Here is a 22,818-nt window from a genome sequence, read left to right on the forward strand (position 1 = left end):
CCGGTCCGGCGTCAGAGCGGTATGCGTCGCTCACTCGCTGTGCTCTGCCTGCCCCTGCTGGTCGTCGCCGGCTGCGCCCAGCCCGGTTCGGAGCCGAATCGGGTCGGTCCGGCGGCCACCCCGCTGCCCTCCGACGACCCTCGCTGGGAGGGGTTCCACCAGCGGGCCGCCGAGGTGGCCGACGCCTGGCGCCCCGGCGAGACGTGGCGCAGCGGCTACGTGCCGCTCCAGGACGCCACGGTGCTGACCGGCGATCCGGGCTTCACCGAGGAGACCAAGGTCGCCTTCAGCTTCGGCTGGTACCGGGAGCAGATCGAGCTGCCGACCACCACCCCGGCCGACGGGACCGTGCGCTTCCCCGACGGCACGCTGCGGGTGCCGCTGGTCAGCGCTGCCGAGGCGTACGCCCAGCTCGACCAGGGGGACGCGCCGCCCTGTGACGGGCGCCCGGCCACTCCGCCCGCCGGGCCGCCCCCGAAGCCGGGCGGCGGGCCCACGGTCGAGCCGGGCCCGGACGGCTCGGTCAGCACCCAGGCGGCCAGGCCCTGCACACCGTTGACCGTCACCGCGGTGAAGCTGGGCAGCGCGTCGGTGCGGACCAGCCGGGGGACCGCCGAGGTACCCGCGTGGCTGTTCACCGTGGCGGAGCTGCGGGTACCGGTGGCCCGGCTCGCGGTCGCGGCGCCAGCGGTGGGCGCCGTACCGGAGGGCGTGGCGCCCACCCGACCGGCGCCCGACGGGGTGGTCACCGTGATGAGCCTCGACGCCGTGGACGGCGCCCGGCTCGACTTCCGGGCCGGTACGGGCGCGTGCGACAGCGGCCTGACCCCGCTGGTGCTGGAACGGGACGACGTGGTGGTGCTCGGGGCCTGGGTGACCCGGTCCACCGGCCCCTGCACGCTGCAACTGGTGCTGAAACCGACCAGCGTCACGCTGAAGGCCCCGCTCGGCGACCGGGTGGTGCTGGACGTGGGCAGGGGCGTTCCGCTGCCGCTGGGCCAGGCGCGCTAAAGGATCCTCGGCACGTCCGTGCTGATCGGCACCGGCAGCACGGTCGGCCGGTCCGCGGCCAGTGCGACGGCGAGCGCCGGGCCGAGGCCGTCCAGCGACTCCACCACCTCCGCCCCGCAGCCGTAGCCGCGCGCGACCGCGGCCACGTCCAGCCCGGGCAGGTCCAGGGCGGGCACCCCGGGCGTGTGCTTCAGCTCGGCGAACGCCTTGAGGATCGCGTACTGCTGGTTGACCGGGACCACGACGGCGAGCGGCAGGCGCAGCTGCGCCGCGGTCCACAGCGCCTGCACCGAGTAGTGCAACGAGCCGTCGCCGACCACCGCCACCACCGGCCGGCCGCGCCCGGTGTCCCGTTCGGCCAGGGCGATCCCGACCGCGGCCGGCAGGCCGAAGCCGAGACCCCCGCTGGCCATGGTGAAGTACGACCGGGGCCGGTTCATCCGCAGCCGGCGGCGCAGCGCGGCCAGGTTGGACGGTGACTCCTGCACCAGCACCCCGTCGGCCGGCCAGTGGCTGGCCAGTGCGGCGAAGAGCGCGTCGGCGCTCGGCGGGGTGGCCGACGCGGGCGGCTCCGGTGCGGGGCGGGCGGACGGCGCCGGCCGGTCCGCCGGCGGCAGCAGCTCCAGCAGCTCGGCCAGCGCCAGTCCCGGGTCGCCGAGCAGGCTCTCGCCGACCGGGGCGCGGGCCGCCTCGTCCGGGTCGTCGGTGACGTGCAGCAGCCGCGCCTCGGCCGGCAGGTAGTCGCCCGGCACGTGCGGGTAGTAGCGGAACACCGGGGCACCGACCACCAGCACCGTGTCGTGCCCGTGCAGCGCCTCGGCGAGCGGGCCGATCGCGTACGGCAGCACGCCCCGGAAGTGCGGGTGGTCCTCGGGGAACACGGAGCGTTCCGGTGCCGGCGCCGCCCAGACCGGAGCGGCCAGCCGCTCGGCCAGCGCCACGGCCGCCGGCCAGGCGTCGGCCCGATCCACCGCCGCGCCGAGCACCAGCACCGGGGCGCGGCTGGCGGCCAGCGCGGCGGCGAAGCCGCGCAGCCGGTCGGGGTCGGGGGCGAACCGGGTGGCCACCGTGCGTACCTGCGGGGGCGGGTCGGCGGGCTGATCCCAGTCGTCCATCGGCAGGGAGAGGAAGACCGGCCCGGACGGGGGCTGCACCGCCGTGGCGTACGCCCGCATGAAGGCCGCGGGGATGTCCTGCGCGCGGGCCGGCTCGTGGGCCCACTTGACGTACGGCTGGGTCAGCTCCGCCGCCCGGCGGCTGACCAGCCGGGGCTCGATCAGCAGCATCTGCCGGGTCTGCTGGCCGGCGGTGACGATCAGCGGGGTCTTGTTGTGCCAGGCGGTGACCAGGTTGCCCATGCCGTTGCCGGTGCCCGGGGCGGTGTGCAGGTTGACGTGCGCGGGCCGGCCGGTGGCCTGGGCGTACCCGTCGGCCATGCTCATCGCCGACGCCTCGTGCAGCGCGTGTACGTAGCGGAAGTCGGCCGGGAAGTCCCGCAGGAAGGGCTCCTCGGTGGAGCCGGGGTTGCCGAAGACGGTGGTCAGGCCCAGGTCGCGGAGCAGGTCGTACGTCGCGTCACGGACCGTTGCCATCGCCGAGGTGCCTCCGTCGTTCACGGTGCCGGAGACGAATTGGTGATCAGTCTCCCGACCAGCCGAATGTATCGGGCGGCAGGCGACTTTTCGGGGGTTCCCCTGCTTACCGGTCTTTCCGGGCGGCAGGGCGGCTCAGGGCAGGTCAGGGCGGGCCGGGGCGGCTCAGGGCAGCGGGAAGGGCAGCTTGATCCCGTCGAGCGCGTGCCGGCACGGGCACGCCCGTTCGGCCGGCAGCGCGGCGACCGCGTCCAGCAGCACCCCGCGTAGCCGGTCCGTGTTCTCCGCGAAGACCCGGAAGACCTCCTCCTGGGTGACCGACTCGCCGGCCTCGACGCCCGCGTCCAGGTCGGTGACCAGCGCGATCGAGGTGTAGCAGAGGGCCAACTCGCGGGCCAGTACCGCCTCCGGGTGACCGGTCATGTTGACCACCGTGCCGCCGATCGAGGCGAACCAGCGCGACTCGGCCCGGGTGGAGAAGCGCGGCCCCTCGACCACCACCACCGTCCCGCCGTCCACCGCCGGCACGGCGCGCCCGGCCGCCGCGTCGAGCAGCGTCCGCCGCCCCACCGGGCAGTACGGGTCGGCGAAGGGGACGTGCACCGCACCCCGGTCGTAGTAGGTCTGGGCGCGCCCGCTGGTGCGGTCGATGAGCTGGTCCGGCACCACGAACGTGCCCGGGCCCAGCTCGGGCCGCAGCCCGCCGACCGCGCACGGGGCGAGCACCTGGCGTACGCCGAGGGAGCGCAGCGCCCACAGGTTCGCCCGGTACGGGATCAGGTGTGGCGGATAACGGTGGTCGCGCCCGTGCCGGGGCAGGAACGCCACCCGCCGACCGCCCAGCTCGGCGATGGTGACCGCGTCCGACGGCGGCCCGTACGGCGTGTCCAGCACGTGTTCGGTGGCGCCGTCGAGCAGGGCGTACAGGCCAGACCCGCCGATCACCGCCAGCTCGGCCGTGGGACCCATCCTGGCCCTCCCTCGATCCCGTCGCGATCACCTGCAGAGGAGACCTTAACCAGCGGGCGGGCCGCAGGCTATCGTGCGTGGATGGCGTTGACAGCGCGGCTGGTCGACGGCGTCGGATCGACAACAGCGGCGTACGGCTGACGGGTGTCGGACATGCAGGGTGAGGGACAGGCGATCGGTGGCCGAGCCATGGAGTCGATGACCGGGCGGCTGCTGGTGGCGACTCCGGCGCTGAAGGACCCGAACTTCGACCGTACGGTGGTGCTGCTGGTCGCCCACGAGCCCGGCGGCGCGCTCGGCGTGGTGCTGAACCGGGCCACGGAGGTACCGGTCGCCGACGTCCTGGGCGACTGGAGTGAGCTGGCCCGACACCCCGCGGTGCTGTTCGAGGGCGGCCCCGTGCAACCCGACGCGGCCATCTGCCTGGCCCGGATGCGCCATCCGGTGAAGCCGGTGAAGGGCTTCCACCGGGTCTCCGGCGCGGTCGGCACGATCGACCTCTCCGCCGACCCCGAGCGGCTGCGGGAAGCGATCGGCGGGATCCGGGTCTTCGCCGGCTACTCCGGCTGGGGCGCCGGGCAGTTGGAGCAGGAGATCGAGGAGGGGTCGTGGTTCGTCCTGGACGCCCTCCCCGGGGACGCGTTCGTCGACCGGCCGGACGACCTCTGGCCGATGGTGCTGCGCCGGCAGGGCGGCATGATGGCGGCGGTGGCGCACTTCCCGCCGGACGTGACGTTGAACTGATCCCCGGAGGGGCACCCCGCGAGATGACCATGCGGGCCGGCGTGTGTATAGTTCTCTGCGTGCCCGGGCGACCGGGGACGACCGCAAGGGGCCGTGGCGCAGCTGGTAGCGCACCACACTGGCAGTGTGGGGGTCAGGGGTTCGAGTCCCCTCGGCTCCACCCAAGCGAAAAGCCCTGGTGAGGGACACAATCCCCACCAGGGCTTTCCTCGTTTCCGCTGTTCGCAACCCCGCTACGGCCGGACGTGCCAGATCACGTACGGATCTCGCCCCCCGCGCCTCCTCGACCAGCGCGTCCAGCGCGGCGGCGGTGCCGTGATCCCGGTCACGGGCCGCGTGCTTGGCGTCCGAGAGGTTCCCTGGATGCACGGTCCCCTCGGCGGCCGTCAGCTCAGCTGTTCAGCCAGTCCGACGATGATGCCCTCGGGGCCGCGCACGTAGCAGAGCCGGTAGATGTCCTCGTACTGCGCCAGCTCGCCGACGAGTTCGGCGCCGTGCGTGCGCAGGCGGGCAACGACGTCCTCGATGTCGTCGACGGCGAACATGATGCGACGAATGCCCAGCGTGTTCGCCGGCGCATCCGTCGGCTCGGCACTGATCGCCTTCGGCCTGTGGAACATCGCCAGCTCGATCCGGCCGTGGCCGTCCGGCGTCCGCAGCATTGCGATGTCCTGCCGGACGTCGTCGATCCCGATGACCCGCTCCACCCAACGTCCCTCGATCGGCGCCCTGCCCTCCAGCTCCATGCCGAGTTCGACGAAGAAGGAAATAGCAGCGTCAAGGTCTTCGACAACGATGAGGACGTTGTCCAGCCGCTGGATCGTCATGCTGGGTCTCCTTGGTGTGGTACGTCCACGGTGGCCGCATCCGCCCCTGAGACGGAGCCGCCGGGCCGTCCTCGACATCCTCTGCGACGTCTTCCTCGGAACCTCGTGACGCGGCCGCAACCCGGCCGGTGATCGGGGCGGCGGTGGCACTGTTGTCGGTCGCCCAACGCCCGAGGATTCTTTCTCCGGCACCTGTGGGCGTGATCCTGCTGGCCGGGTCCCGGTGCTGCTGGCCGCCCTCGGCCTCATGCCTGCGCACTGACCACCCGCCGCCGGCGGCAGCACCCGGTGGGCTCGTGCGAACGCCCTGGTGAGGGATGAGACCCCCACCAGGGCGCTGGTCGCGTTCCGCTCGCCGGCCCGGATCCGCGCCATCAGCTCCGTGGCGCGTCCGCAGGCGATGGTGCCGGCGTGCGGCCGGTTGGTCCGGCGTCAGCAGCCGCAGGTGTAGTACAGGATGTCCCAGTGGTTGCCCTCGTCGGTGTAGAGGTTGCCCGACGGAGCCCGCCACTGGTAACCCCAGCCGGATACGTAGCCCACGTATGTGTAGGACCGGCTGATGTAGTTGTAGACGCAGGTCGTCTTGGTGATGTCGACCTTGTAGCCGTTCCAGTGGCTGTAGGTGCCGCTGGCGTGCCCGGTCTCGGTGCCGCCGGTGATGTTGATGGCGCAGCCGCTGGCCCGCTTGAAGGTGATGATGCCGTCGATCGTGGCCTGGCGGATGCCCTCGAACGAGGTGCAGGTCGAGTTGTAGCGGTCGCTGCAGTTGCCGCTGGAGCTCCAGGTGATCCCGGCCGCGCTCAGCTGGGACGTGGCGCTGGAGTGGCTGATCGCGAAGGCCGGGGTGCTGAAGCCGAGCACGGTGCCGATCGCCGCGACGCCCGCGAGGAGCAGGGTGAGCATGCGGCGGCGCACCGCAGGACGGATCGTTGACATGGCATCTCCTGATTTCGCAGTAGGGACAGGTGTTTCGCGAAACGGAGGCCGGCCCGTGAAAGTTCTACCATGTATCGATCGCTATGAATAGATGCCGGAGTCGTTTCCCGGGTCGCGGCGGCTGTCCGGCTTGTTCAGGCGGGCGGAAACGCCCGCTTTCCGGCGCATTTGGAAAGCCATGTCCGTTCGCTCGGCGACGGGTGCCGGCAGGCCCGTGCGGCTCTCGACCGAATCTCGAGCACGGCTCCGGATGCTCGACGCCGCAAGCGGCGTCGAGTCACCCGCGCCGGCTGCCGCCTGTGGAGAAGCCGACACGCTGACCGGTTGGGGTCAGCGGACGGTGACCGGCGACCGGGTGCGACCGCTGCAGCGATGACACGGACAGCAGGCGGGTCGGATGCCCGGCGGGCTGGGTGGAGTCGAGGTGCCGAGTGACTGAGAAGGAGTGTTCATGAACCTGTGGCTGCGGAGGATGGTCCCGCTGGCCGTGCTCGCGCTCGCGACCACCGCCTGCTCCGACGGCGGCTCGTCGTCCGACGAGAACGACCTCAAGGGCAAGACGGTCAACGTGATCGGCACCTGGGGCGGGGACGAGCAGGCCGCGTTTCTGAAGATGGTCGAGCCCTGGGAGAAGGAGACGGGCGCCAAGGTGAAGTACACCGGCACCCGGGACATCAACACGGTGCTGACCACCGGCGTGGCGTCCGGCGTACTGCCGGATCTCGCCGGGCTGCCCGGCCCCGGGCAGATGGCCGAGTACGCCAAGGCGGGCAAGCTGCTGCCGCTGGACGACGTGCTGGACGTCCAGACGTACCAGCGCGACACGGCGCCGGCCCTGGTGGAACTGGGCAAGACCGACGGCAAGATCCACGGCGTCTTCATCAAGGCCGCGATCAAGGGGCTGATCTGGTACAACCCCAAGGTCCACGACTACGGCACGAACCCGCCGAAGACGTGGGACGACCTGATGAACCAGGCGAAGGCGAACCAGGGCCGGGCGAAGTCCGTCTGGTGCCTGGGCCTGGAGTCCGGGGCGGCGTCCGGTTGGCCGGCGACCGACTGGATCGAGGACCTGGTGCTGCGCACCGCGGGCCCGGAGGTCTACATCAAGTGGTACGAGGGCAAGGTCAAGTGGTCCGACCCGGCCATCAAGAAGGCCTTCCAGATGTACGCCGACCAGGTGGTCGCCAACAGCTACGGCGGCGGCAAGACGGCGGTCGCCACGAACTTCGGCAACGCCGGCGACCCGCTGTTCGCCAACCCGCCCGGCTGCGAGTTCCTGCACCAGGCGAGCTTCATCACCGGGTTCAGCCAGTTCAAGTCGCACACCGCGGGCACGGACTACAACTTCATGCCGTTCCCGGACATCGACCCGCAGTTCAGCGGCGCGGTCGAGGGCGCGGGTGACCTCTTCGGCATGTTCCACGACACCCCGGCGGCCAAGTCGCTGATGAAGTACCTGGTGACCGCGCCGGCACAGGACATCTGGGTGAAGGCCGGTGGCGCCCTCTCGGCGAACAAGAACGCCGCGAGCTACCCGGACGACGTCAGCAAGCGGTCCGCCCAGATCCTCGCCGACGCCAAGACCTTCGTCTTCGACGCGTCGGACAGCATGCCGACCGCGATGAACGACGCGTTCTGGAAGGCGATGGTGGCGCTCACCAACGGCAGCAAGACCATCGACCAGGTGCTCTCCGACCTGGACAACGCGCAGAAGGACGCGTACACGTCCTGACCCGGCGCGGGTGGGGGTGGCCCCGGCCGCCCCCACCTCCCTTTCCGAACCAGCCGTCCGACCTGGAGGTGCATGTGGAGGAGTCACGCCTGCTCACGGCGGTCGAGGTGGTGCTGGGGGTGCCGGCCGTGCTGGTCGCGTACATCTGGCTCACCGAGCGACTGCTCAGCCCGGCGGGCGAGCGGTGGCAGCGGCGGATCCGGCCGTGGCTGTGGCTGCTGCCGGCGCTCGGGTTCCTCGGCTTCTTCCTGGTCTACCCGACGGTCCGCACGATCGCCCGAAGCCTGTACGGCAGGAACGAGCTGGATCAGAAGTTCGTCGGCCTGGACAACTACCGCTGGTTCTTCACCAACGGCGACGCCCTGGGCGCCCTGGTCAACAACATCCTGTGGCTGGTCTTCTTCACCGGCTTCACGGTCGGGCTGGGTCTGCTGGTCGCCGTGCTGGTCGACCGGGTCCGGTACGAGGCCCTGGCCAAGAGCATCATCTTCCTGCCGCTGGCGATCAGCATGGTCGCCGCCGGGGTGATCTGGAAGTTCATGTACGACTACAAACCACCGGGGGCGGCGCAGACCGGTACGGCCAACGCCCTGATCGGCGCGGTCGGGCTGGGGCCGGTCGGCTGGCTCCAGTCGCCCGGGTTCCGGCTCAGCACGTTCGCGCTCATCGCGGTGATGGTGTGGATGTGGACCGGGTTCGCCATGGTGATCATCTCGGCCGCGTTGAAGGGGGTCGACCCCGAGCTGCTGGAGGCGGCGCGGGTCGACGGCGCCAACGAGTGGCAGGTCTTCCGGCGGGTGACGCTGCCACTGCTGGGCCCGACCCTGGCGGTCGTCTCCACCACGATGATCATCACGTCGCTGAAGACGTTCGACATCGTCTACACGTTGACCAACGGCAACTACGACACCGAGGTCATCGCCAATCTCATGATCAAGCAGATGTTCACCGTCGGGGACTTCGGTCGGGCCAGCGCCGTGGCGGTCGTCCTCCTGCTGGCGATCGTCCCGATCATGGCCTTCAACATCCGCAAGTTCCGTGCCCAGGAGGCGATCCGATGACCGCGATCGCAACGCCCAAGGCCCCGGGCACCCGGGCCGCAGCCACCCGCAAGCCCGCCCGTCCCCGCCGCCGTCTCGTGCTGCACCTGGTGGTCGTCGCCCTGATGGTCGTCTGGGCGGTGCCGACGGTCGGGCTGCTGGTCAGCTCCTTCCGCCCGCAGTCGGAGCTCTCCACCTCCGGCTGGTGGACGGCGTTCGCCCCGCCGTACCACTTCACGATGGACAACTACCGGGACGTCTTCCAGCAGAGCGGCATCGGCGAGGCCTTCGTCAACAGCCTGTTCATCGCGGTCCCGGCCACCATCATCCCGCTGTTCGTCGCGGCGTTCGCCGCGTACGCCTTCAGTTGGATGCAGTTCCCCGGCCGTGACGTGCTCTTCGTGGTGGTCGTCGGGCTCCTGGTCGTCCCGCTCCAGACGACCCTCATCCCCGTGCTGAAGCTGTTCGCCGAGTGGGGGCTGACCGGCCAGTTCCTGGCCGTCTGGCTGGCGCACACCGGGTACGGCCTGCCGTTCGCGGTCTACCTGCTGCGCAACTTCATGGGCTCCCTGCCGCGCGCGGTGTTCGAGTCGGCGTACCTGGACGGGGCCTCCCACGTGACGGCCTTCTTCCGGCTCGCGGTGCCGATGAGCGTGCCGGCCTTCGCCGCGCTGGCGATCTTCCAGTTCCTGTTCGTCTGGAACGACCTGCTCGTCGCGCTGATCTACATCGGGCTCGCGAACTCGGACAACCTGCCGATGCCGGCGGCGATCGCCAACCTGGTCAACTCCCTCGGCGGCGGCTGGTACCTCCTCGGCGCGGCGGCGTTCGTGTCGATGGCCCTGCCGTTGGCGGTCTTCTTCGGCCTGCAGCGGTACTTCGTCCGCGGCATCGTGGGCGGAGCGGTCAAGGGCTGACGATCCATCCCGGGGGCCGGGCCGCGTGGAGCGACCCGGCCCCCGGCGTCACCTGCGGCTCTTGGGCAGGTCGAACTGGTCGGCCTTGCGGCAGTCCTTCGGCCCGCCGATCGCGCCCTTGCCGAGCCGGTCGAGCTCCTGCCGGGCCTGGTAGCGGCCCAGGTTCCAGGCGTACCAGGGGTCGGACTCGTCCAGGTCGTCGGCGATCCAGCTCAGCGTGCAGCGGCGTACCGGGTCGGGCAGCTTCGCCAGGGCGGGAGTGGCGTCCGCGGAGAGCGCCCGCAGATACCAGGCGTCGATCTTGCCGGTCTGCTCGTACCGGAGGATGTTGCGCTTCGCGGCGTAGTCCTCGGGGTTGAGCACCGCCAGGCCGAGCAGCATCGCCACGGCCAGGGCGACGGTCGTGCCGGGGATCCAGCGGCCCCGCCAGCGCACGCCGGCCGCCAGGATCATCAGGAAGACCGCGCCGAGCAGCAACTCGAACGCCATCACGAAGATCCGCTCGCCGGTGAAGCTGTAGACCTTCTGGTACGTCCACATCCGAGACAGCGCCGACACCACGATCACCACGCTGAGCGCGCTGAGCAGGCCGAGCAGGACCCGCAGCGCGCTACGTTCGATCGGCTGTTCCCGGCTGGCCCAGCGGCTCACCCCGGCCAGCACGGCCAGGGTCAGCAGGGTGACGAAGAGCAACTGCCAGAAGCCGCTGCGGGCGTACTCGGAGTAGCTCAGCCCGGCCACCTTCTGGACGTGCCGCTGGCCGCCGAAGAGCACGGTGAACTGCACCACGACGAAGCCGGCGAAGAGCAGCGTGAGCGCCCCGATGGCGGGGGCCCACTCCAGCAGGCCGAGGCGGCGGGTGCTCGGCTTGTCGACGGTCGACAGGTCGGGCGGGGCGGCCAGGGTGTAGACCGCCGCGACGGCGATCAGCCCGCCGACCGCGGCAAGGAAGATCCCGCGGAACATCGCCCCGACGTCCGTCTCCGGGACGGTCGCGCCGATGAGTTCGGAGAACGCCGCGTCGGCCGAGGCGAGCAGGCTGCCGAAGACCACCAGCACCAGCACGGTGGCGACCACCGAGCCGGCGACCTTGCGGACCATCCCGACGTTGGGGGAGGCGGTGATGTGCCGACGTACCCAGGGCAGGCCGCGGAGGGCCGCGAAGGGTGCCGCGAGCAGGCCGAAGAGGATCGAACGAACCAGCTTGCCGCCGACGATGGCGAGGGTCGCGCAGCCCAGCGCGCCGAGGACGCAGAACGTCACCAGCCACCAGGCGTTGCGGAAGGCGAGGACGGCGAGCAGGGCCAGCGCGGCCGCCGCCCAGCCGCCGCGGATCAGGCGTTCGGTGCGGGGCAGGTCGGCGGTGCTCCGGCGGACCGCCAGCAGCACGCCGAGCGTCAGGGTGAGCCAGCCGAGGAACCAGCCGATGCCGACCCGGCTCAGCGGTACGAAGAACGCGCTGCCGAGTGCACCGGCCAGCACCGCGAGCGGGACGGCCCGCCCGGTGGCCGGCTTCGGTCCGGGCCAGCGCGCGCCGAGGAACGACGTGCGGGGCACCGGTGGGCGGGGTGCCCAGCCGCCTCCGGGGTGCAGCACGGGCTGCGTCACGGCGTACGGCGGCGGATAGCCCGGGGGCGGGGGCGGATAGCCGGAGGGCGGGGCCACCATCGGCGCGGCGGGCGCCTGCTGCGCGGTGGACGGGCTGCTGCCGGCCGGCGGCGGCGTCGGGCGAGTTGCCGGGGTGCCGTCGGTCGCCGATTCGTCGGCGGCCTTCTCGTCGGCCCCCGTTTCGTCGGTCGCGCGCCGGCCGGTCACCGTCTCCCCGGCCGCCGTCGCGTCGGTCGCCGTTGCGTCGGTCGCCGTTGCGGCCGGGTCGCGGTCGGTGGGCGGAGTGTCCGCGTCGCCCGCGTCGATCGACGCGGGGCCAGCGGGTGCGGCCGGGGCGGCTTCGACCGAGGCGGTCGGGTTCGAGGCCGGCGCAGTGCTGGTGGGGTTCGAGATCGGGGTGGTCCCGCTGCCGGCCCGGGCCGGAGCACTCCCCACGGCCTCGACAATCGGCGGGGCCGCCTGGGCGGGCACGCCCGGCGTGGGCACCACGGACCCGGGCGCCGCCGCCGGCTGCCCGGCGACCGGCGGGGCCTCGCCCGGCGACACCAGGGGTAGGAACAGCGCGTAGCCGCGGGTGCCCGGCGGCACGGTCACCGGGATCGCCCAGGCGGGCTGGCCCTCCCGGCCCGGCCAGACCATCCCGGGCGGCGCTCCGTCCATCGTGGGCATGACGAGCAGGTACGGCGTGACGTCGGCGGGGACGTCACCCGCGCTCGGTTCGGCCGCCGGGGCGGCTCTCGGGGAATCTGGCACCGGTGGCGGCTCGGACACGGCACGCTCCTTGATCACTCGGGTGCCGACACTGTAGGCCCGACCCCGGTTCGCCGCCGCCCCGCGCCGCCACGGCGGCCCGTTCGGTCCGGGCAGCCGGGCCGGCTGGGTGATCCCGCCCGCGCCAGCCGTTACAGGGGTGGGATGTGCAGTTTTCAGTACAGATAGCGTCGAGGAGGTGCCAGCAAGGACGACCTGGAGATGGTGGCCTGCCGCTACCACTACGGCGACTGAGCGGCCCGGCCGGCTCCTGCGGATCAGCGCAGGAGGCGGTCGATCTCGGCCAGTTCCTCGGTGGTGAAGTCGAGGCTGTCCAGCGCGGCCACGTTCCCCTCCAGTTGCGCCACGCTGCTCGCGCCGATGATCAGGCTGGTCATCCGCGGGTCGCGCAGCGCCCAGGCCAGCGCGAGCTGGGCCAGCGACTGCCCGCGCCGCTCGGCGATCGCGCCGAGGCCCCGGATGGTCGCCATCCGCTCCTCGCTGAGGTCGCTCTCGTTGAGGAAGACGCTGGTGCGTACCCGCGAGTCGGCCGGGATCCCGCCCAGGTAACGGTCGGTGAGCAGGCCCTGGGCGAGCGGGCTGTACGCGATGCAGCCCGCCCCGACCTCCTCCAGTGTGTCCAGCAGCCCGTCCGCCTCGGTCCAGCGGTTCAACATCGAGTACGCCGGCTGGTTGATCAGCAGCGGCGTACCGAGGTCGCGCAGGATCGCCGCGGCCCGGGCGGTCTGCTCGGAGTCGTAGTTGGAGATGCCCACGTAGAGCGCCCTGCCGGAGCGGACGATGGCGTCCAGCGCGCCCATCGTCTCCTCGAGCGGGGTGTCCGGGTCGAACCGGTGCGAGTAGAAGATGTCGACGTAGTCGAGGCCCAGCCGGCGCAGCGACTGGTCCAGTGACGAGATCAGATACTTGCGGGAGCCCCACTCGCCGTACGGGCCGGGCCACATGAGGTAGCCGGCCTTGCTGGAGATGATCAGCTCGTCCCGGTACGGCTTCAGGTCGGTGGCGAGCAGCCGGCCGAAGTTCTCCTCCGCCGCGCCGGGCGGCGGGCCGTAGTTGTTGGCCAGGTCGAAGTGGGTGATTCCGAGGTCGAAGGCGCGCCGGACGATGTCCCGCTGCCGATCGTACGGCCGGTCCGGCCCGAAGTTGTGCCACAGCCCGAGCGAGATGGCGGGCAGGCGCAGCCCGCTCCGCCCGCTGCGCCGGTAGGTCATCGAGTCGTAGCGGTCTTCGCTGGCGAGGTAGCTCACGTCCCCGACCCTAACCGCACCCCCGTCGCCCGTCGCCGCCCCACCCGCCCACGTTGATCAAGGAGTTTGCGTCGTCGGAGGCCGTGTTCCTGACGCAAACTTCTTGATCAACGGAAGTGGAGTCAGAGGTTGTGGCGGAGGCGGGGGAGGGTGCGGCCGGTGGAGGGCGAGACGGAGGTGCCGGCGGGGACGGCGCCGACGTGGCGGTAGAAAGGTTCCGCCCCCGGGTCCGCGTCGATCCACAGGGTACGGGCGCCGGCGGCGCGGGCCGCCGCCACGGCGTGCTCGAACAACACCCGGCCGACCCCGCTGCCGATCGCCGGCGGGTCCACGAAGAGCATGTCCAGGTCCAGCTCGGGCGGGGCGCCGGCGAGCACCAGCAGGCCGACGACCTGACCCTCCCGCTCGGCCACCGTCACCTGCCGGGTGGCCATGTCCGCCGGGGTCAGCGTCAGCTCGGTGCGGCAGCGGGCCAGGAACTCGGCGTCGTAGCCCCAGTGCCCCTTGGAACGCAGGGCCAGCTCGGTCAGGTCGCCCGCCTCGGCCGGCCGGGCGGGGCGGATGAGGAGATCCACCCGGCCATTGTGCCGGGACGCCGGAACGGGCGTGCAACCCCGCTTGTCCCGGTAGCTTCGGTGCCATGCGTTTCGTCCAGCTCGACACTCCCAAGCCGATCTCCAAGATCGGCCTCGGCACGTGGCAGTTCGGGTCGAAGGAGTGGGGTTACGGCCCCGACTACGAGCGCCGGGCGACGGACATCGTGCGGCGGGCGATCGAGCTGGGCGTCACCCTCTTCGACACCGCCGAGCTGTACGGCTTCGGCCGCAGCGAGCGGATCCTCGGCGCGGCCCTGGGCGAGGACCGGGCCAAGGTCGTGGTGGCCAGCAAGATCTTCCCGGTGCTGCCGGTCGCCGCGGTGGTGCAGCAGCGGGCGGTCGCCTCCGCCGCCCGGCTCGGCGTCACCAGCATCGACCTCTACCAGGTGCACCAGCCCAACCCGGTGGTCGCCGACGCCACCACCATGCGCGGCATGCGCGCCCTGCAGGACGTCGGGCTGGTCGGCGAGGTCGGGGTCAGCAACTACAGCCTGCGCCGCTGGCAGGCGGCCGAGGCGGCGCTGGGCCACCGGGTGCTGAGCAACCAGGTCCGCTACAGCATGATCGACCGCGGCCCAGAGGAGGACCTGATCCCGTACGCGGAGCAGGCGGGGCGGATCGTGATCGCGTACAGCCCGCTCGCGCAGGGCTTCCTCTCCGGCCGGTACGACGCCAGGCACCCGCCGCGCGGGGCGGTGCGCCGGGCCAACCCGTACTTCCTCCCGGAGAACCTGGAACGCGGCGCGGCGCTGATCGCCACCCTGCGTGAGGTGGCCGAGGCGCACCACGCGACTCCCAGTCAGATCGCCCTGGCGTACCTGCTGCGGCCCCCGAACGTGGTGGCCATCCCCGGCGCGTCCGGGGTGGAGCAGATCGAGCGCAACGCCGCCGCCGCCGAGATCGACCTGGCCGAAGACGAGTACGCGGCGCTGGCCACGGCCGCCCGCCAGTTCCGGCCGGTCACCGGGCTGGCCGCCGTACCCAAGCTGATCCGCGCCCGGACCCGGAGGTGACCCTGTCATGGACGACATCACCGCGCTGATCCTCGACGACCACGCCGCCTTCCGGCGGGGTTTCGCCCGGCTCGACGACGCCCGCGACCCAACCGAGATGCTGGCCATCTGGGAGGCGCTCGCCCTGCACCTGGACATCCACGCCGAGGCGGAGGAGGCGATCCTCTACCCGCACCTGGTGAAGCGCGGCGACGACGGCGAGGAGGAGAGCGAGGACGCCATCGGCGACCACAACAAGATCCGCGACGCGATCGCCGAGTCGAAGCTCCATCCGGTCGGTTCGGACGAGTGGTGGGCGGCGGTGTGGACGGCCCGCCGGGAGAACAGCGAGCACCTGGCCGAGGAGGAGGACGAGGCGCTGCCGGACTTCCGCCGGCACGCCGACGTCGAGCTGCGCGCGCAGCTGGGGGCGCGTTGGCTGAAGTTCTACGGCGAGCACAAGAACGGTCGTAACCTGCCCTTCCTCGACAAGGACCCGGAGAAGTACGTGCAGGAACACCGCTGAGCTGTGGCCGATCTCCCCGACGTGGGGGAGGTGGTGGGGTCGAGCCGGGCGGAAGAATGGCCGGGTGAGGACCCGCAGGGTGCTGGGACCGCTGGTGCGCGGGAGCACCTGGCGACGTGCCGTGTTCCTGCTGCTCGGCGGGGTGCTGGCGCTGCCGTACGCGCTGCTCGCGGGGGCCTTCGCCCAGATGCTGGCCATCGACGACGTACCCCGGGCGGTGGTCTTCGGGCTGCTGCTGGTGGCCGTGGTGCTCGCGGCCGTGCCGGTGTTCCTGACCGGCAGCCGGGCCCTGGAGATCGCCGCCGCGCGGGCGCTGCTCGCGGTCGAGCTGCCCGAGCCGGCGGCGGGTCACCGGATCGACCGGGAGACCCGGCTGCGCGCCGCGCTCTGGATCGCCCTGCACCTGCTCAGCGGCGGTCTGGTGCTGTTCGCGGCGATCAGCGCCCTGCCGATGGCGCTCGTCTTCCTGGCCGGACCGATCGGCATCGACCCGGGCTCGGTCCCGGAGGACGGCTTCGGGCCGCTGATCGCGGACCCGCTCGGGGCGACGTTGACCGGGGCGGTGCTGCTGGTCGGGCTCGGCTACGCGGTGGCCGGGCTGGGCGCGCTCGCCGCGTCGATGGCGCCGGTGCTGCTCGGCCCCTCGCACGGGGAGCGGATCGCCGCGCTGGAGGCCCGGGCCGCCCGGCTGGCCGAGCGGAACCGGCTGGCCCGCGAGCTGCACGACTCGGTCGGGCACGCGCTGACCGTGGCCACCCTCCAGGCCGGTGCCGCCCGCGAACTGCTCGACGTCGACCCGGAGTTCGCCCGGCGGGCGCTGCGCGCGATCGAGGAGACCAGCCGGCACGCGATGGACGACCTGGACCACGTGCTCGGGCTGCTACGGGAGTCCGAGGACGACCGCCGGCCCGCCCCCACCGCCCCGCAGCCGACGCTGGCCCGGCTGGACCGGTTGGTGGCCGACACCCGGGCCGCGGGCCTGGTGGTGGAGTTGCGGGTCAGCGGGGCGGTCGGGGAGTTGCCGGCGGCGGTGTCCCGGGAGGGCTACCGGATCGTGCAGGAGGGGCTGACCAACGCGGCCCGGCACGGCCGCGGCCCGGTGACGGTGCGGGTGGACGTACCTGCCCAGGCAGCGGTGCCAGGTCCCGGCGCGACGCGCGAGAGCTGCCGAGGGTTGGAGATCGAGCTGGTCAACGGCCTGCGCGGCGCGACCGGGCCGGGGCCCGGCGGGCGCGGGCTGGACGGCATGCGGGAGCGGGTGCTGCTGCTCGGCGGGCGGCTCACCGCCGGCCCGGAGGGTGAGCGGTGGCGGGTGCGGGCGTCCCTGCCGGTGCCGAGGGGAGAGACCGGGTGAGCATCGACGTGGTGATCGTCGACGACGACGAGCTGATCCGCTTGGGCCTGCGAGCGATCATCGACGCCCAGCCGGATCTGCGGGTGGTCGGCGAGGCGGCGGACGGGGCGGAGGTGCCGCCGCTGGTGGCGAAGCTGCGCCCCCGGGTGGTGCTGATGGACGTCCGGATGCCCGCCATCGACGGCATCCAGGCCACCCGGCGGCTGCTCGCCGCCTCCGCCGACCCGCCCCGGGTCCTGGTGATCACCACGTTCGCCAACGACGAGTACGTCTACGACGCGCTGCGCGCCGGGGCGAGCGGCTTCCTGCTGAAGCGGGCCCGCCCGAGCGAGGTGGTGGAGGCGATCCGGGTGGTGGCGGCGGGGGAGTCACTGCTCTTCCCGGCGGCGATCCGGCAGCTCGTCGGGGCGTACGGGGGGCAGGGCGGGGACGGACTGCGCTCGGCGCGGCTCACCGAGCGGGAGGCCGAGGTGCTGCGGCTGATGGCCACCGGCCTGTCCAACACCGAGATCGCCGGGCGGCTGGTGGTCGGGGTGGAGACGGTGAAGACGCACGTCGGGAACGTGCTGGCCAAGCTGGGCGTACGGGACCGGACCCAGGCGGTGATCGCCGCGTACGAGTCCGGCTTCGTGGTGCCGAGCGGTTGAGGTTCCCCCGATCAGGGGAACGGTTTCCCCATGGCACGGGAGGGTACCGAGGCTTGGCCGGCCGAGGGTGGAGTCATGACGACGACATCGATGCGCCGACCGGACCGGGCCGCCCCGCTGGCCGCCGGTTGGCTTGGGTTCTGGGGCGTACTCGCCCTGGTCGGCACGCTCACCGGTGCCGGTTACCCGCTCGGCGCGAACGACGCGTACGGCGACGCGAGTCTGCTGCGGTTGCTGCCCGTCCGGTACGGGCCACCGGTCTTCGCCGCGGTGCTGCTCGGCGCCGCCGTCGCCGCGCTCGCCATGGCCGGCCACGCCCGCCCGGCCCGGCCGCTTCGGGTCCTGCTGCTCGGCTACGGGTGGGCGGTGGCGGTCGCGCTGGCCGTGGTCGTGCCGGACGTGCGGGTGCTGGTGATCCTCGGTTACCTGCCCATGATGGTCATCGGTTTGCCGTTCGGCTGGCCGCCGGTCGACTACGCCCAGATCTTCGACTGGACGCTGGCCGCGAAGTTCGCCGCCCTGGCCGCAGGGCTCCTGCTCGCGGCCGCCGTGCTCGCCTGGCAGCGGCGTACCGCGGGGGCCTGCGAGGCGTGCGGCCGGGACGGCGACGAGGCCGGCTGGACCACCCCGGCGGCCGCCGCCCGGTGGGGCCGCTGGGCGGCGTGGACGGCTGCCGCCGTTCCCCTCGTCTACGCGGCGACCCGCTTCGCCTGGGCGCTGGGCTTCCCGCTCGGCATCTCGCGGGACCTCTTCGAGGAGCTGCACCGGACCGGCCTGGTCTGGGCCGGTGTGGGGCTCGGCGCCTTCGCCCTGCTCGGCTCGGTGCTCACCCTCGGGCTGGTCCAGCGCTGGGGCAAGGTGTTCCCCCGCTGGCTGCCGGGCCTGGCCGGTCGTCGGGTGCCGCCGATGCTCGCCGTCGTCCCGGCCACCCTGGTGGCGGTCGCGGTGACCGCCGGCAGCCTCGGTGAACTGGCCACGTCCGAGTTCTGGCACGTGGAGGGTGGGCTCAGCTCGGCCACGCTTCCGATGCTGTTCTGGCCGCTGTGGGGGCCGGCGCTGGGGGCGGCGACCCTCGCGTATCACCTGCGCCGGCGCGGGGCCTGCGCCCGCTGCCGGCGGCCCTGGCCCGGCCCGGTTCCCCGCCGTTGACCGGCGTCGGATTCCCGGCGGTTGCGAAGACGGGTGATTTGTCACCCGACCGAGCTAGCGTGTGTCGGGTGACTGCGCCCAACGAGGTTTCCCCGGTCCCGCCCGCCGACCTGCCCGGCACGCTCGGCGCACTGCGGGCGTCCGGCCACCGCTACCGCACGGTCAAGCAGGAGATCCGCGGCAACCTCCTGGCCCGGATGCGCTCGGGCGAGGACCGCTTCCCCGGCATCGTCGGGTACGCGGACACGGTGCTGCCCGAGGTCGAGCGGGCCCTGCTCGCCGGCCACGACATGGTGCTGCTCGGCGAGCGGGGCCAGGGCAAGACCCGGCTGATCCGCTCGCTCGGCGCGCTGCTGGACGAGTGGACCCCGGTCATCCCCGGCTCGGTGCTCAACGAGCACCCGCTGCACCCGCTCACCCCCGCCTCCCGCGCCCTCGTCGAGGAGCGCGGCGACGACCTGCCGATCGGCTGGCTGCACCGCTCGATGCGGTACGGCGAGAAGCTGGCCACCCCGGACACCAGCGTGGGTGACCTGATCGGTGACGTCGATCCGATCCGGCTCGCTCAGGGGCGTACCCTCGGCGACCCGGAGACCATCCACTTCGGGCTGGTGCCGCGTACCAACCGGGGCATCTTCGCCGTCAACGAGCTGCCCGACCTGGCCGAGCGGATCCAGGTGGCGCTGCTCAACGTACTGGAGGAGCGGGACATCCAGGTTCGCGGCTACCAGCTGCGGCTGCCACTGGACCTGCTCCTGGTGGCCAGCGCCAACCCGGAGGACTACACCAACCGGGGTCGGATCATCACCCCGCTGAAGGACCGTTTCGGCGCGGAGATCCGTACCCACTACCCGCTGGAGCTGGAGCTGGAGCTGGCGCTGATCCGGCAGGAGGCCGAACTGGTCGCGGCCGTGCCGGAGCACGTGCTGGAGGTCCTCGCGCGATTCGCCCGCGCCGTCCGGGAGTCGCCCTCGGTGGACCCGCGTTCCGGCGTCTCCGCCCGGTTCGCCATCGCCGCCGCGGAGACCGTCGCGGCCGCCGCGTTGCGCCGCGCCGGCCTGCTCGCCGCCGGGTCCGCCGTGGGTGAGGTGTTAACAGGGGGCCCCGCTACAACGGAAGGCGTTAACCGGGGGCCCTTCCTTTCGCGGGAGGCGGCGGTGGCGCGGGTCGGCGATGCCGTCTCGGTGACCTCGACGCTGCGCGGGAAGGTGGAGTTCGAGAGCGGCGAGGAGGGGCGGGAGATCGAGGTCCTGGCCCACCTGCTGCGGACCGCCACCGCGGAGACGTTCCGGGCCCGGCTGGCCGGGCTGGACCTGTCCGGGTTCACCGCGCTGGTCGCCGAGGGTGGGGTGATCGAGACCGGCGAGCTGGTCTCCTCCGCCGAGCTGCTGCGCCAGGTCGGCACCGTGCCCGGGCTGGCGAAGGTGCTCGACCGGCTCGGCCTGGGTGACGCGCCCAGCCCGGAGGAGGCCGCCGCCGGCATCGAGTTCGTGCTGGAGGGGCTGCACCTGACCCGCCGGCTGGGCAAGGACGTCACCGACTCCGGGCGGACCGTCTACGGCGGCCGGGACTGACCGTGGCCGGCAACCGGTTCCGGTACGGGCAGTGGCGCGGCGGACCCGACCCGCTCGCCCCGCCGTACGACGTGCGGGCCGCGGTGGACGCGGTCGGCGCGGAGGTCCTCGCGGGCGGCAGCCTGCGGGAGGCGCTGCGCGACCTGCTGCGGCGCGGCCCGCAGGGGCGTGGCGGCCTGGACGAGCTGGCCGCCCGGGCCCGGCGGCTGCGGCGGGAGGCGCTGCGCCGGGGCGACCTGGACGGCGCGGTGACCCGGGCGCGGGCGCTGCTCGACCAGGCCCTGGCCGCTGAGCGGGAGGAGTTGCGCGGGCGGGACGGCGACGACGCGCGCTTCGCCGAGACGGTGCTGGACAACCTGCCCCGCTCCACCGCCAGCGCCGTGGCGGCGCTGTCCGGGTACGACTGGGCCAGCGACGAGGCTCGGGCCACGTACCAGCGGATCCTGGACGGGCTGCGCGGCGAGGTGCTGGAGCAGCGTTTCGCCGGGCTGCGGGACGCGGCGCGGGCCGTCGCCGAACCGGCCGCCCAGGAGCAGCTCGCCGAGCTGATGCGCGACCTCAACGACCTGCTCGCCCGGCATGCCCGGTCGGAGGACACCGCCGACGCGTTCGCCGAGTTCATGCGCCGGCACGGCCAGTTCTTCCCGGAACGGCCGAAGGACGTCGACGAGTTGATCGACGTGCTGGCCCGGCGGGCCGCGGCCGGAGAGCGGCTGATGCGGTCGCTGTCGGAGCGGCAGCGCGAGGAGCTGGCCGGGCTGATGCGCCAGTCGCTCGGCGAGCGGTTGGCCGGGGAGCTGTCGCAGTTGGATGCCCACCTGCGGGCCCTGCGCCCGGACCTGAACTGGCAGCGCGGCGAGCGGGTCCGCGGCGACCGGCCGCTGGGCTACGGCGAGGCGGCCGGGGCGCTCGGCGAGATCGCCGAGCTGGACGAGCTGCTCGACCAGCTCGACCAGGACCAGCCGGGCGCCACCCTGGACGACGTGGACGTCGACGCGGTGGCCCGCACGCTGGGCCGGGACGCCGCCGACGACGTACGCCGGCTGCGGGAGCTGGAGCGGGAGCTGCGCCGGCAGGGCTGGGTGACCCGGGACGCCGAGGGGCTGACGCTGAGCCCGAAGGCGCTGCGCCGGCTCGCCGGCACCGCCCTGCGGCGGGTCTTCGCCGACCTGACCGCTGGCCCGCGCGGCCAGCACGACCTGCGGTCGGCGGGCGCGGCCGGCGAGGTCAGCGGTGCCTCCCGGCCGTGGGAGTACGGCGACGAGCAGCCCCTGGACGTGGTGCGCACGCTGACCCGCGCGGTGCGCCGGGCCGGCCCGAGCGTGCCGGTGCAGCTCGCCGTCGAGGACTTCGAGGTGGTGGAGACCGAGAAGCGGGCGTCGGCGGCGGTCGCCCTCTGCGTCGACCTGTCGTACTCGATGATCTCGCAGGGACGCTGGGGCCCGATGAAGCAGACGGCGCTGGCGCTGTCGCATTTGATGGCGACCCGGTTTCCGCAGGACGCGTTGCAGATCGTCGGGTTCGGCCGGACGGCGATGCCGCTGACCCAGCAGGAGCTGGCCGCGGTGGAGCCGGACCTGCAGCAGGGCACCAACCTCCAGCACGCGCTGCGGCTGGCCGGCCGGCACCTGCGCCGGCATCCGGGCGCCGAGCCGGTGGTGCTGGTGGTCACCGACGGCGAGCCGACCGCGCACCTCGACCCGGAGGACGGCGAGGCGTACTTCCACTGGCCGCCGCTGCCGGAGACGATCGAGGCGACCGTCCGCGAGGTGGACCGGCTGACCCGGTACGGCGCGACGTTGAACCTGTTCATGCTCGGCGACGACCCGGGCCTGCGCCGCTTCGTCGACGCCGTGGCCCGCCGCTCCAGAGGCCGGATGTTCACCCCCGACCTGGAGGACCTGGGCGAGTACGTCGTGTCCGACTACCTCCGCTCCCGCCACCGCCGCCGCTGACCGCCCGCCCACCTCCCGCCGATCATGGAGTGGTGGTGGACAAAAGCCGCCCATCCGGGTGAATCGCGCGCCAGAACTCCATGATCGACGCGGGTGAGCGGGGTTGGATGCGGGGGTGGACGAGGTGGACGCGGGGGAGTTGCGGCGGGCGTACGAGGCGGTGCTCGCGGAGGTGGACGCGGGCGGGTTCGGGCCGCCGGAGCCCGGTGAGCTGAGCGCCGAGCAGATCGTCGCGCACCTCGCGGCCAACGACGAGTTGATGAGCGAGGCGACGGAGGCGGTGCTGGCCGGTTCGCCGTTCGCGTACTACGACCTGGAGACCATCCACCGGCCGCAGCTCGACGCGCTGGTCTCCGAGTGCGGTGGGCTGGACGGGCTGGCCGCGCTGCTGCGGGCCACCAGCCAGAAGCTGTGCACCCTCGCCGACCGGCTCGGCCCGGCGGCGGAGACCCCGGTCGACACCGTACTGCGGGAGGGCTTCGACCTGGACGTGGCCGATTCCCTGCCGTGGGGCCGCGCCCTCGACCTGCACACCCGCGTCCACCTCCCCATGCACCTGTCCCAACTCCGCGCCTTCGACCTTGTCTGGTCCCGGTTCCGCGCGGACTCGCTCATCACCCGGATCGCA

General features: G+C 72.9%; 20 protein-coding genes and 1 tRNA gene. 14 read left to right on the plus strand and 7 right to left on the minus strand.

All coding sequences use genetic code 11. From position 1 onward, the window contains the following. Nucleotides 1-21 precede the first annotated feature (21 nt). Nucleotides 22-1,011 carry a hypothetical protein gene (locus ABZ570_RS17500; protein WP_358063986.1) on the plus strand — a complete coding sequence of 330 codons (990 nt, stop codon included), beginning with the start codon at nt 22-24 and terminating at the stop codon, nt 1,009-1,011. Here the strand turns inward: ABZ570_RS17500 and mdlC are convergent. Both mdlC and ABZ570_RS17510 read right to left on the minus strand, forming a co-directional pair. Next, the gene (gene mdlC, locus ABZ570_RS17505) at nt 1,008-2,603 is read right to left on the minus strand and encodes a benzoylformate decarboxylase (RefSeq protein WP_358063989.1); all 1,596 of its coding nucleotides are present in this window, start codon (nt 2,601-2,603) and stop codon (nt 1,008-1,010) included. The two genes, ABZ570_RS17500 and mdlC, sit on opposite strands and share 4 nt — an antisense overlap. 165 nt (nt 2,604-2,768) lie before the next feature. Further along, nucleotides 2,769-3,572, minus strand: coding sequence for an S-methyl-5'-thioadenosine phosphorylase (locus ABZ570_RS17510; RefSeq protein ID WP_358063992.1), 804 nt, complete (start codon nt 3,570-3,572; stop codon nt 2,769-2,771). A 153-nt stretch (nt 3,573-3,725) separates the two neighbouring features. On the opposite strand from ABZ570_RS17510, the gene ABZ570_RS17515 reads away from it, so the two are divergent. Both ABZ570_RS17515 and ABZ570_RS17520 read left to right on the plus strand, forming a co-directional pair. Next, a complete protein-coding gene (locus ABZ570_RS17515; RefSeq protein ID WP_358063995.1) occupies nt 3,726-4,316 on the plus strand; it encodes a YqgE/AlgH family protein in 591 nt (196 codons plus the stop codon). Nucleotides 4,317-4,403: 87 nt separating this feature from the next. Further along, a tRNA-Ala gene (locus tag ABZ570_RS17520) sits at nt 4,404-4,476 on the plus strand. 226 nt (nt 4,477-4,702) lie between these two features. Here ABZ570_RS17520 and ABZ570_RS17525 read toward each other — a convergent pair. Both ABZ570_RS17525 and ABZ570_RS17530 read right to left on the minus strand, forming a co-directional pair. Next, the gene (locus ABZ570_RS17525) at nt 4,703-5,143 is read right to left on the minus strand and encodes a VOC family protein (protein ID WP_358063998.1); all 441 of its coding nucleotides are present in this window, start codon (nt 5,141-5,143) and stop codon (nt 4,703-4,705) included. A 432-nt stretch (nt 5,144-5,575) separates the two neighbouring features. Continuing rightward, on the minus strand, nt 5,576-6,079 hold the full coding sequence (locus ABZ570_RS17530) for a hypothetical protein (protein WP_358064001.1): 504 nt from the start codon (nt 6,077-6,079) through the stop codon (nt 5,576-5,578). Nucleotides 6,080-6,530: 451 nt separating this feature from the next. Between ABZ570_RS17530 and ABZ570_RS17535 the strand changes: the two genes are divergently transcribed. The 3 genes from ABZ570_RS17535 (at nt 6,531) to ABZ570_RS17545 (ending at nt 9,771) form a co-directional block, all read left to right on the plus strand. Further along, the gene (locus ABZ570_RS17535; RefSeq protein ID WP_358064005.1) at nt 6,531-7,814 is read left to right on the plus strand and encodes an extracellular solute-binding protein; all 1,284 of its coding nucleotides are present in this window, start codon (nt 6,531-6,533) and stop codon (nt 7,812-7,814) included. Nucleotides 7,815-7,888: 74 nt separating this feature from the next. After that, the gene (locus ABZ570_RS17540) at nt 7,889-8,875 is read left to right on the plus strand and encodes a sugar ABC transporter permease (protein WP_358064008.1); all 987 of its coding nucleotides are present in this window, start codon (nt 7,889-7,891) and stop codon (nt 8,873-8,875) included. Next, nucleotides 8,872-9,771, plus strand: coding sequence for a carbohydrate ABC transporter permease (locus ABZ570_RS17545; protein ID WP_358064010.1), 900 nt, complete (start codon nt 8,872-8,874; stop codon nt 9,769-9,771). The genes ABZ570_RS17540 and ABZ570_RS17545 overlap by 4 nt, the downstream gene beginning before the upstream one ends. Before the next feature lie 48 nt (nt 9,772-9,819). Here ABZ570_RS17545 and ABZ570_RS17550 read toward each other — a convergent pair whose 3' ends face one another. From ABZ570_RS17550 to ABZ570_RS17560, 3 genes are all read right to left on the minus strand, one after another. Beyond that, complete coding sequence (locus ABZ570_RS17550) at nt 9,820-12,150, minus strand: DUF4153 domain-containing protein (protein ID WP_358064013.1); 2,331 nt, start codon at nt 12,148-12,150, stop codon at nt 9,820-9,822. 257 nt (nt 12,151-12,407) lie between these two features. Continuing rightward, complete coding sequence (gene mgrA / locus ABZ570_RS17555; protein ID WP_358064015.1) at nt 12,408-13,397, minus strand: L-glyceraldehyde 3-phosphate reductase; 990 nt, start codon at nt 13,395-13,397, stop codon at nt 12,408-12,410. Between the two features lie 122 nt (nt 13,398-13,519). Beyond that, entirely contained in the window at nt 13,520-13,972 is a 453-nt protein-coding gene (locus ABZ570_RS17560) for a GNAT family N-acetyltransferase (protein ID WP_358064018.1), read from the minus strand. A gap of 65 nt (nt 13,973-14,037) precedes the next feature. On the opposite strand from ABZ570_RS17560, the gene ABZ570_RS17565 reads away from it, so the two are divergent. The 8 genes from ABZ570_RS17565 to ABZ570_RS17600 form a co-directional block, all read left to right on the plus strand. Then, complete coding sequence (locus tag ABZ570_RS17565; RefSeq protein WP_358064021.1) at nt 14,038-15,006, plus strand: aldo/keto reductase; 969 nt, start codon at nt 14,038-14,040, stop codon at nt 15,004-15,006. Nucleotides 15,007-15,013: 7 nt separating this feature from the next. Then, nucleotides 15,014-15,511 (plus strand): hemerythrin domain-containing protein, encoded by a 498-nt coding sequence (locus ABZ570_RS17570; RefSeq protein ID WP_358064024.1) that lies wholly within the window; start codon nt 15,014-15,016, stop codon nt 15,509-15,511. A 64-nt stretch (nt 15,512-15,575) separates the two neighbouring features. Beyond that, nucleotides 15,576-16,865 (plus strand): histidine kinase, encoded by a 1,290-nt coding sequence (locus ABZ570_RS17575; RefSeq protein ID WP_358064027.1) that lies wholly within the window; start codon nt 15,576-15,578, stop codon nt 16,863-16,865. Further along, complete coding sequence (locus ABZ570_RS17580; RefSeq protein WP_358064030.1) at nt 16,862-17,512, plus strand: response regulator transcription factor; 651 nt, start codon at nt 16,862-16,864, stop codon at nt 17,510-17,512. The genes ABZ570_RS17575 and ABZ570_RS17580 overlap by 4 nt, the downstream gene beginning before the upstream one ends. Nucleotides 17,513-17,587: 75 nt before the next feature. Continuing rightward, nucleotides 17,588-18,661 carry a hypothetical protein gene (locus ABZ570_RS17585; RefSeq protein WP_358064033.1) on the plus strand — a complete coding sequence of 358 codons (1,074 nt, stop codon included), beginning with the start codon at nt 17,588-17,590 and terminating at the stop codon, nt 18,659-18,661. Between the two features lie 59 nt (nt 18,662-18,720). Further along, nucleotides 18,721-20,235 (plus strand): sigma 54-interacting transcriptional regulator, encoded by a 1,515-nt coding sequence (locus ABZ570_RS17590; protein WP_358064036.1) that lies wholly within the window; start codon nt 18,721-18,723, stop codon nt 20,233-20,235. A 2-nt stretch (nt 20,236-20,237) separates the two neighbouring features. After that, nucleotides 20,238-22,190: a VWA domain-containing protein gene (locus ABZ570_RS17595; RefSeq protein ID WP_358064039.1), complete on the plus strand. Its 1,953-nt coding sequence runs from the start codon at nt 20,238-20,240 to the stop codon at nt 22,188-22,190. 124 nt (nt 22,191-22,314) lie between these two features. Continuing rightward, nucleotides 22,315-22,818, plus strand: a 504-nt coding sequence (locus tag ABZ570_RS17600; RefSeq protein ID WP_358064045.1) for a hypothetical protein, incomplete at its 3' end; no start/stop codon positions are given.

The sequence above is a fragment of the Micromonospora sp. NPDC007271 genome (assembly GCF_040634005.1).
Classification (GTDB): Bacteria; Actinomycetota; Actinomycetes; order Mycobacteriales; family Micromonosporaceae; genus Micromonospora.

Bases quoted from the DNA above. Each gene is read 5' to 3' on its own strand.
- ABZ570_RS17500 (WP_358063986.1), top strand. From the start codon at position 22: ATGCGTCGCTCACTCGCTGTGCTCTGCCTGCCCCTGCTGGTCGTCGCC.
- ABZ570_RS17545 (WP_358064010.1), top strand. From the start codon at position 8,872: ATGACCGCGATCGCAACGCCCAAGGCCCCGGGCACCCGGGCCGCAGCC.
- ABZ570_RS17565 (WP_358064021.1), top strand. From the start codon at position 14,038: ATGCGTTTCGTCCAGCTCGACACTCCCAAGCCGATCTCCAAGATCGGC.
- ABZ570_RS17535 (WP_358064005.1), top strand. From the start codon at position 6,531: ATGAACCTGTGGCTGCGGAGGATGGTCCCGCTGGCCGTGCTCGCGCTC.
- ABZ570_RS17515 (WP_358063995.1), top strand. From the start codon at position 3,726: ATGCAGGGTGAGGGACAGGCGATCGGTGGCCGAGCCATGGAGTCGATG.
- ABZ570_RS17510 (WP_358063992.1), bottom strand. From the start codon at position 3,572: ATGGGTCCCACGGCCGAGCTGGCGGTGATCGGCGGGTCTGGCCTGTAC.
- mdlC (WP_358063989.1), bottom strand. From the start codon at position 2,603: ATGGCAACGGTCCGTGACGCGACGTACGACCTGCTCCGCGACCTGGGC.
- ABZ570_RS17570 (WP_358064024.1), top strand. From the start codon at position 15,014: ATGGACGACATCACCGCGCTGATCCTCGACGACCACGCCGCCTTCCGG.
- ABZ570_RS17525 (WP_358063998.1), bottom strand. From the start codon at position 5,143: ATGACGATCCAGCGGCTGGACAACGTCCTCATCGTTGTCGAAGACCTT.
- ABZ570_RS17585 (WP_358064033.1), top strand. From the start codon at position 17,588: ATGACGACGACATCGATGCGCCGACCGGACCGGGCCGCCCCGCTGGCC.
- ABZ570_RS17530 (WP_358064001.1), bottom strand. From the start codon at position 6,079: ATGTCAACGATCCGTCCTGCGGTGCGCCGCCGCATGCTCACCCTGCTC.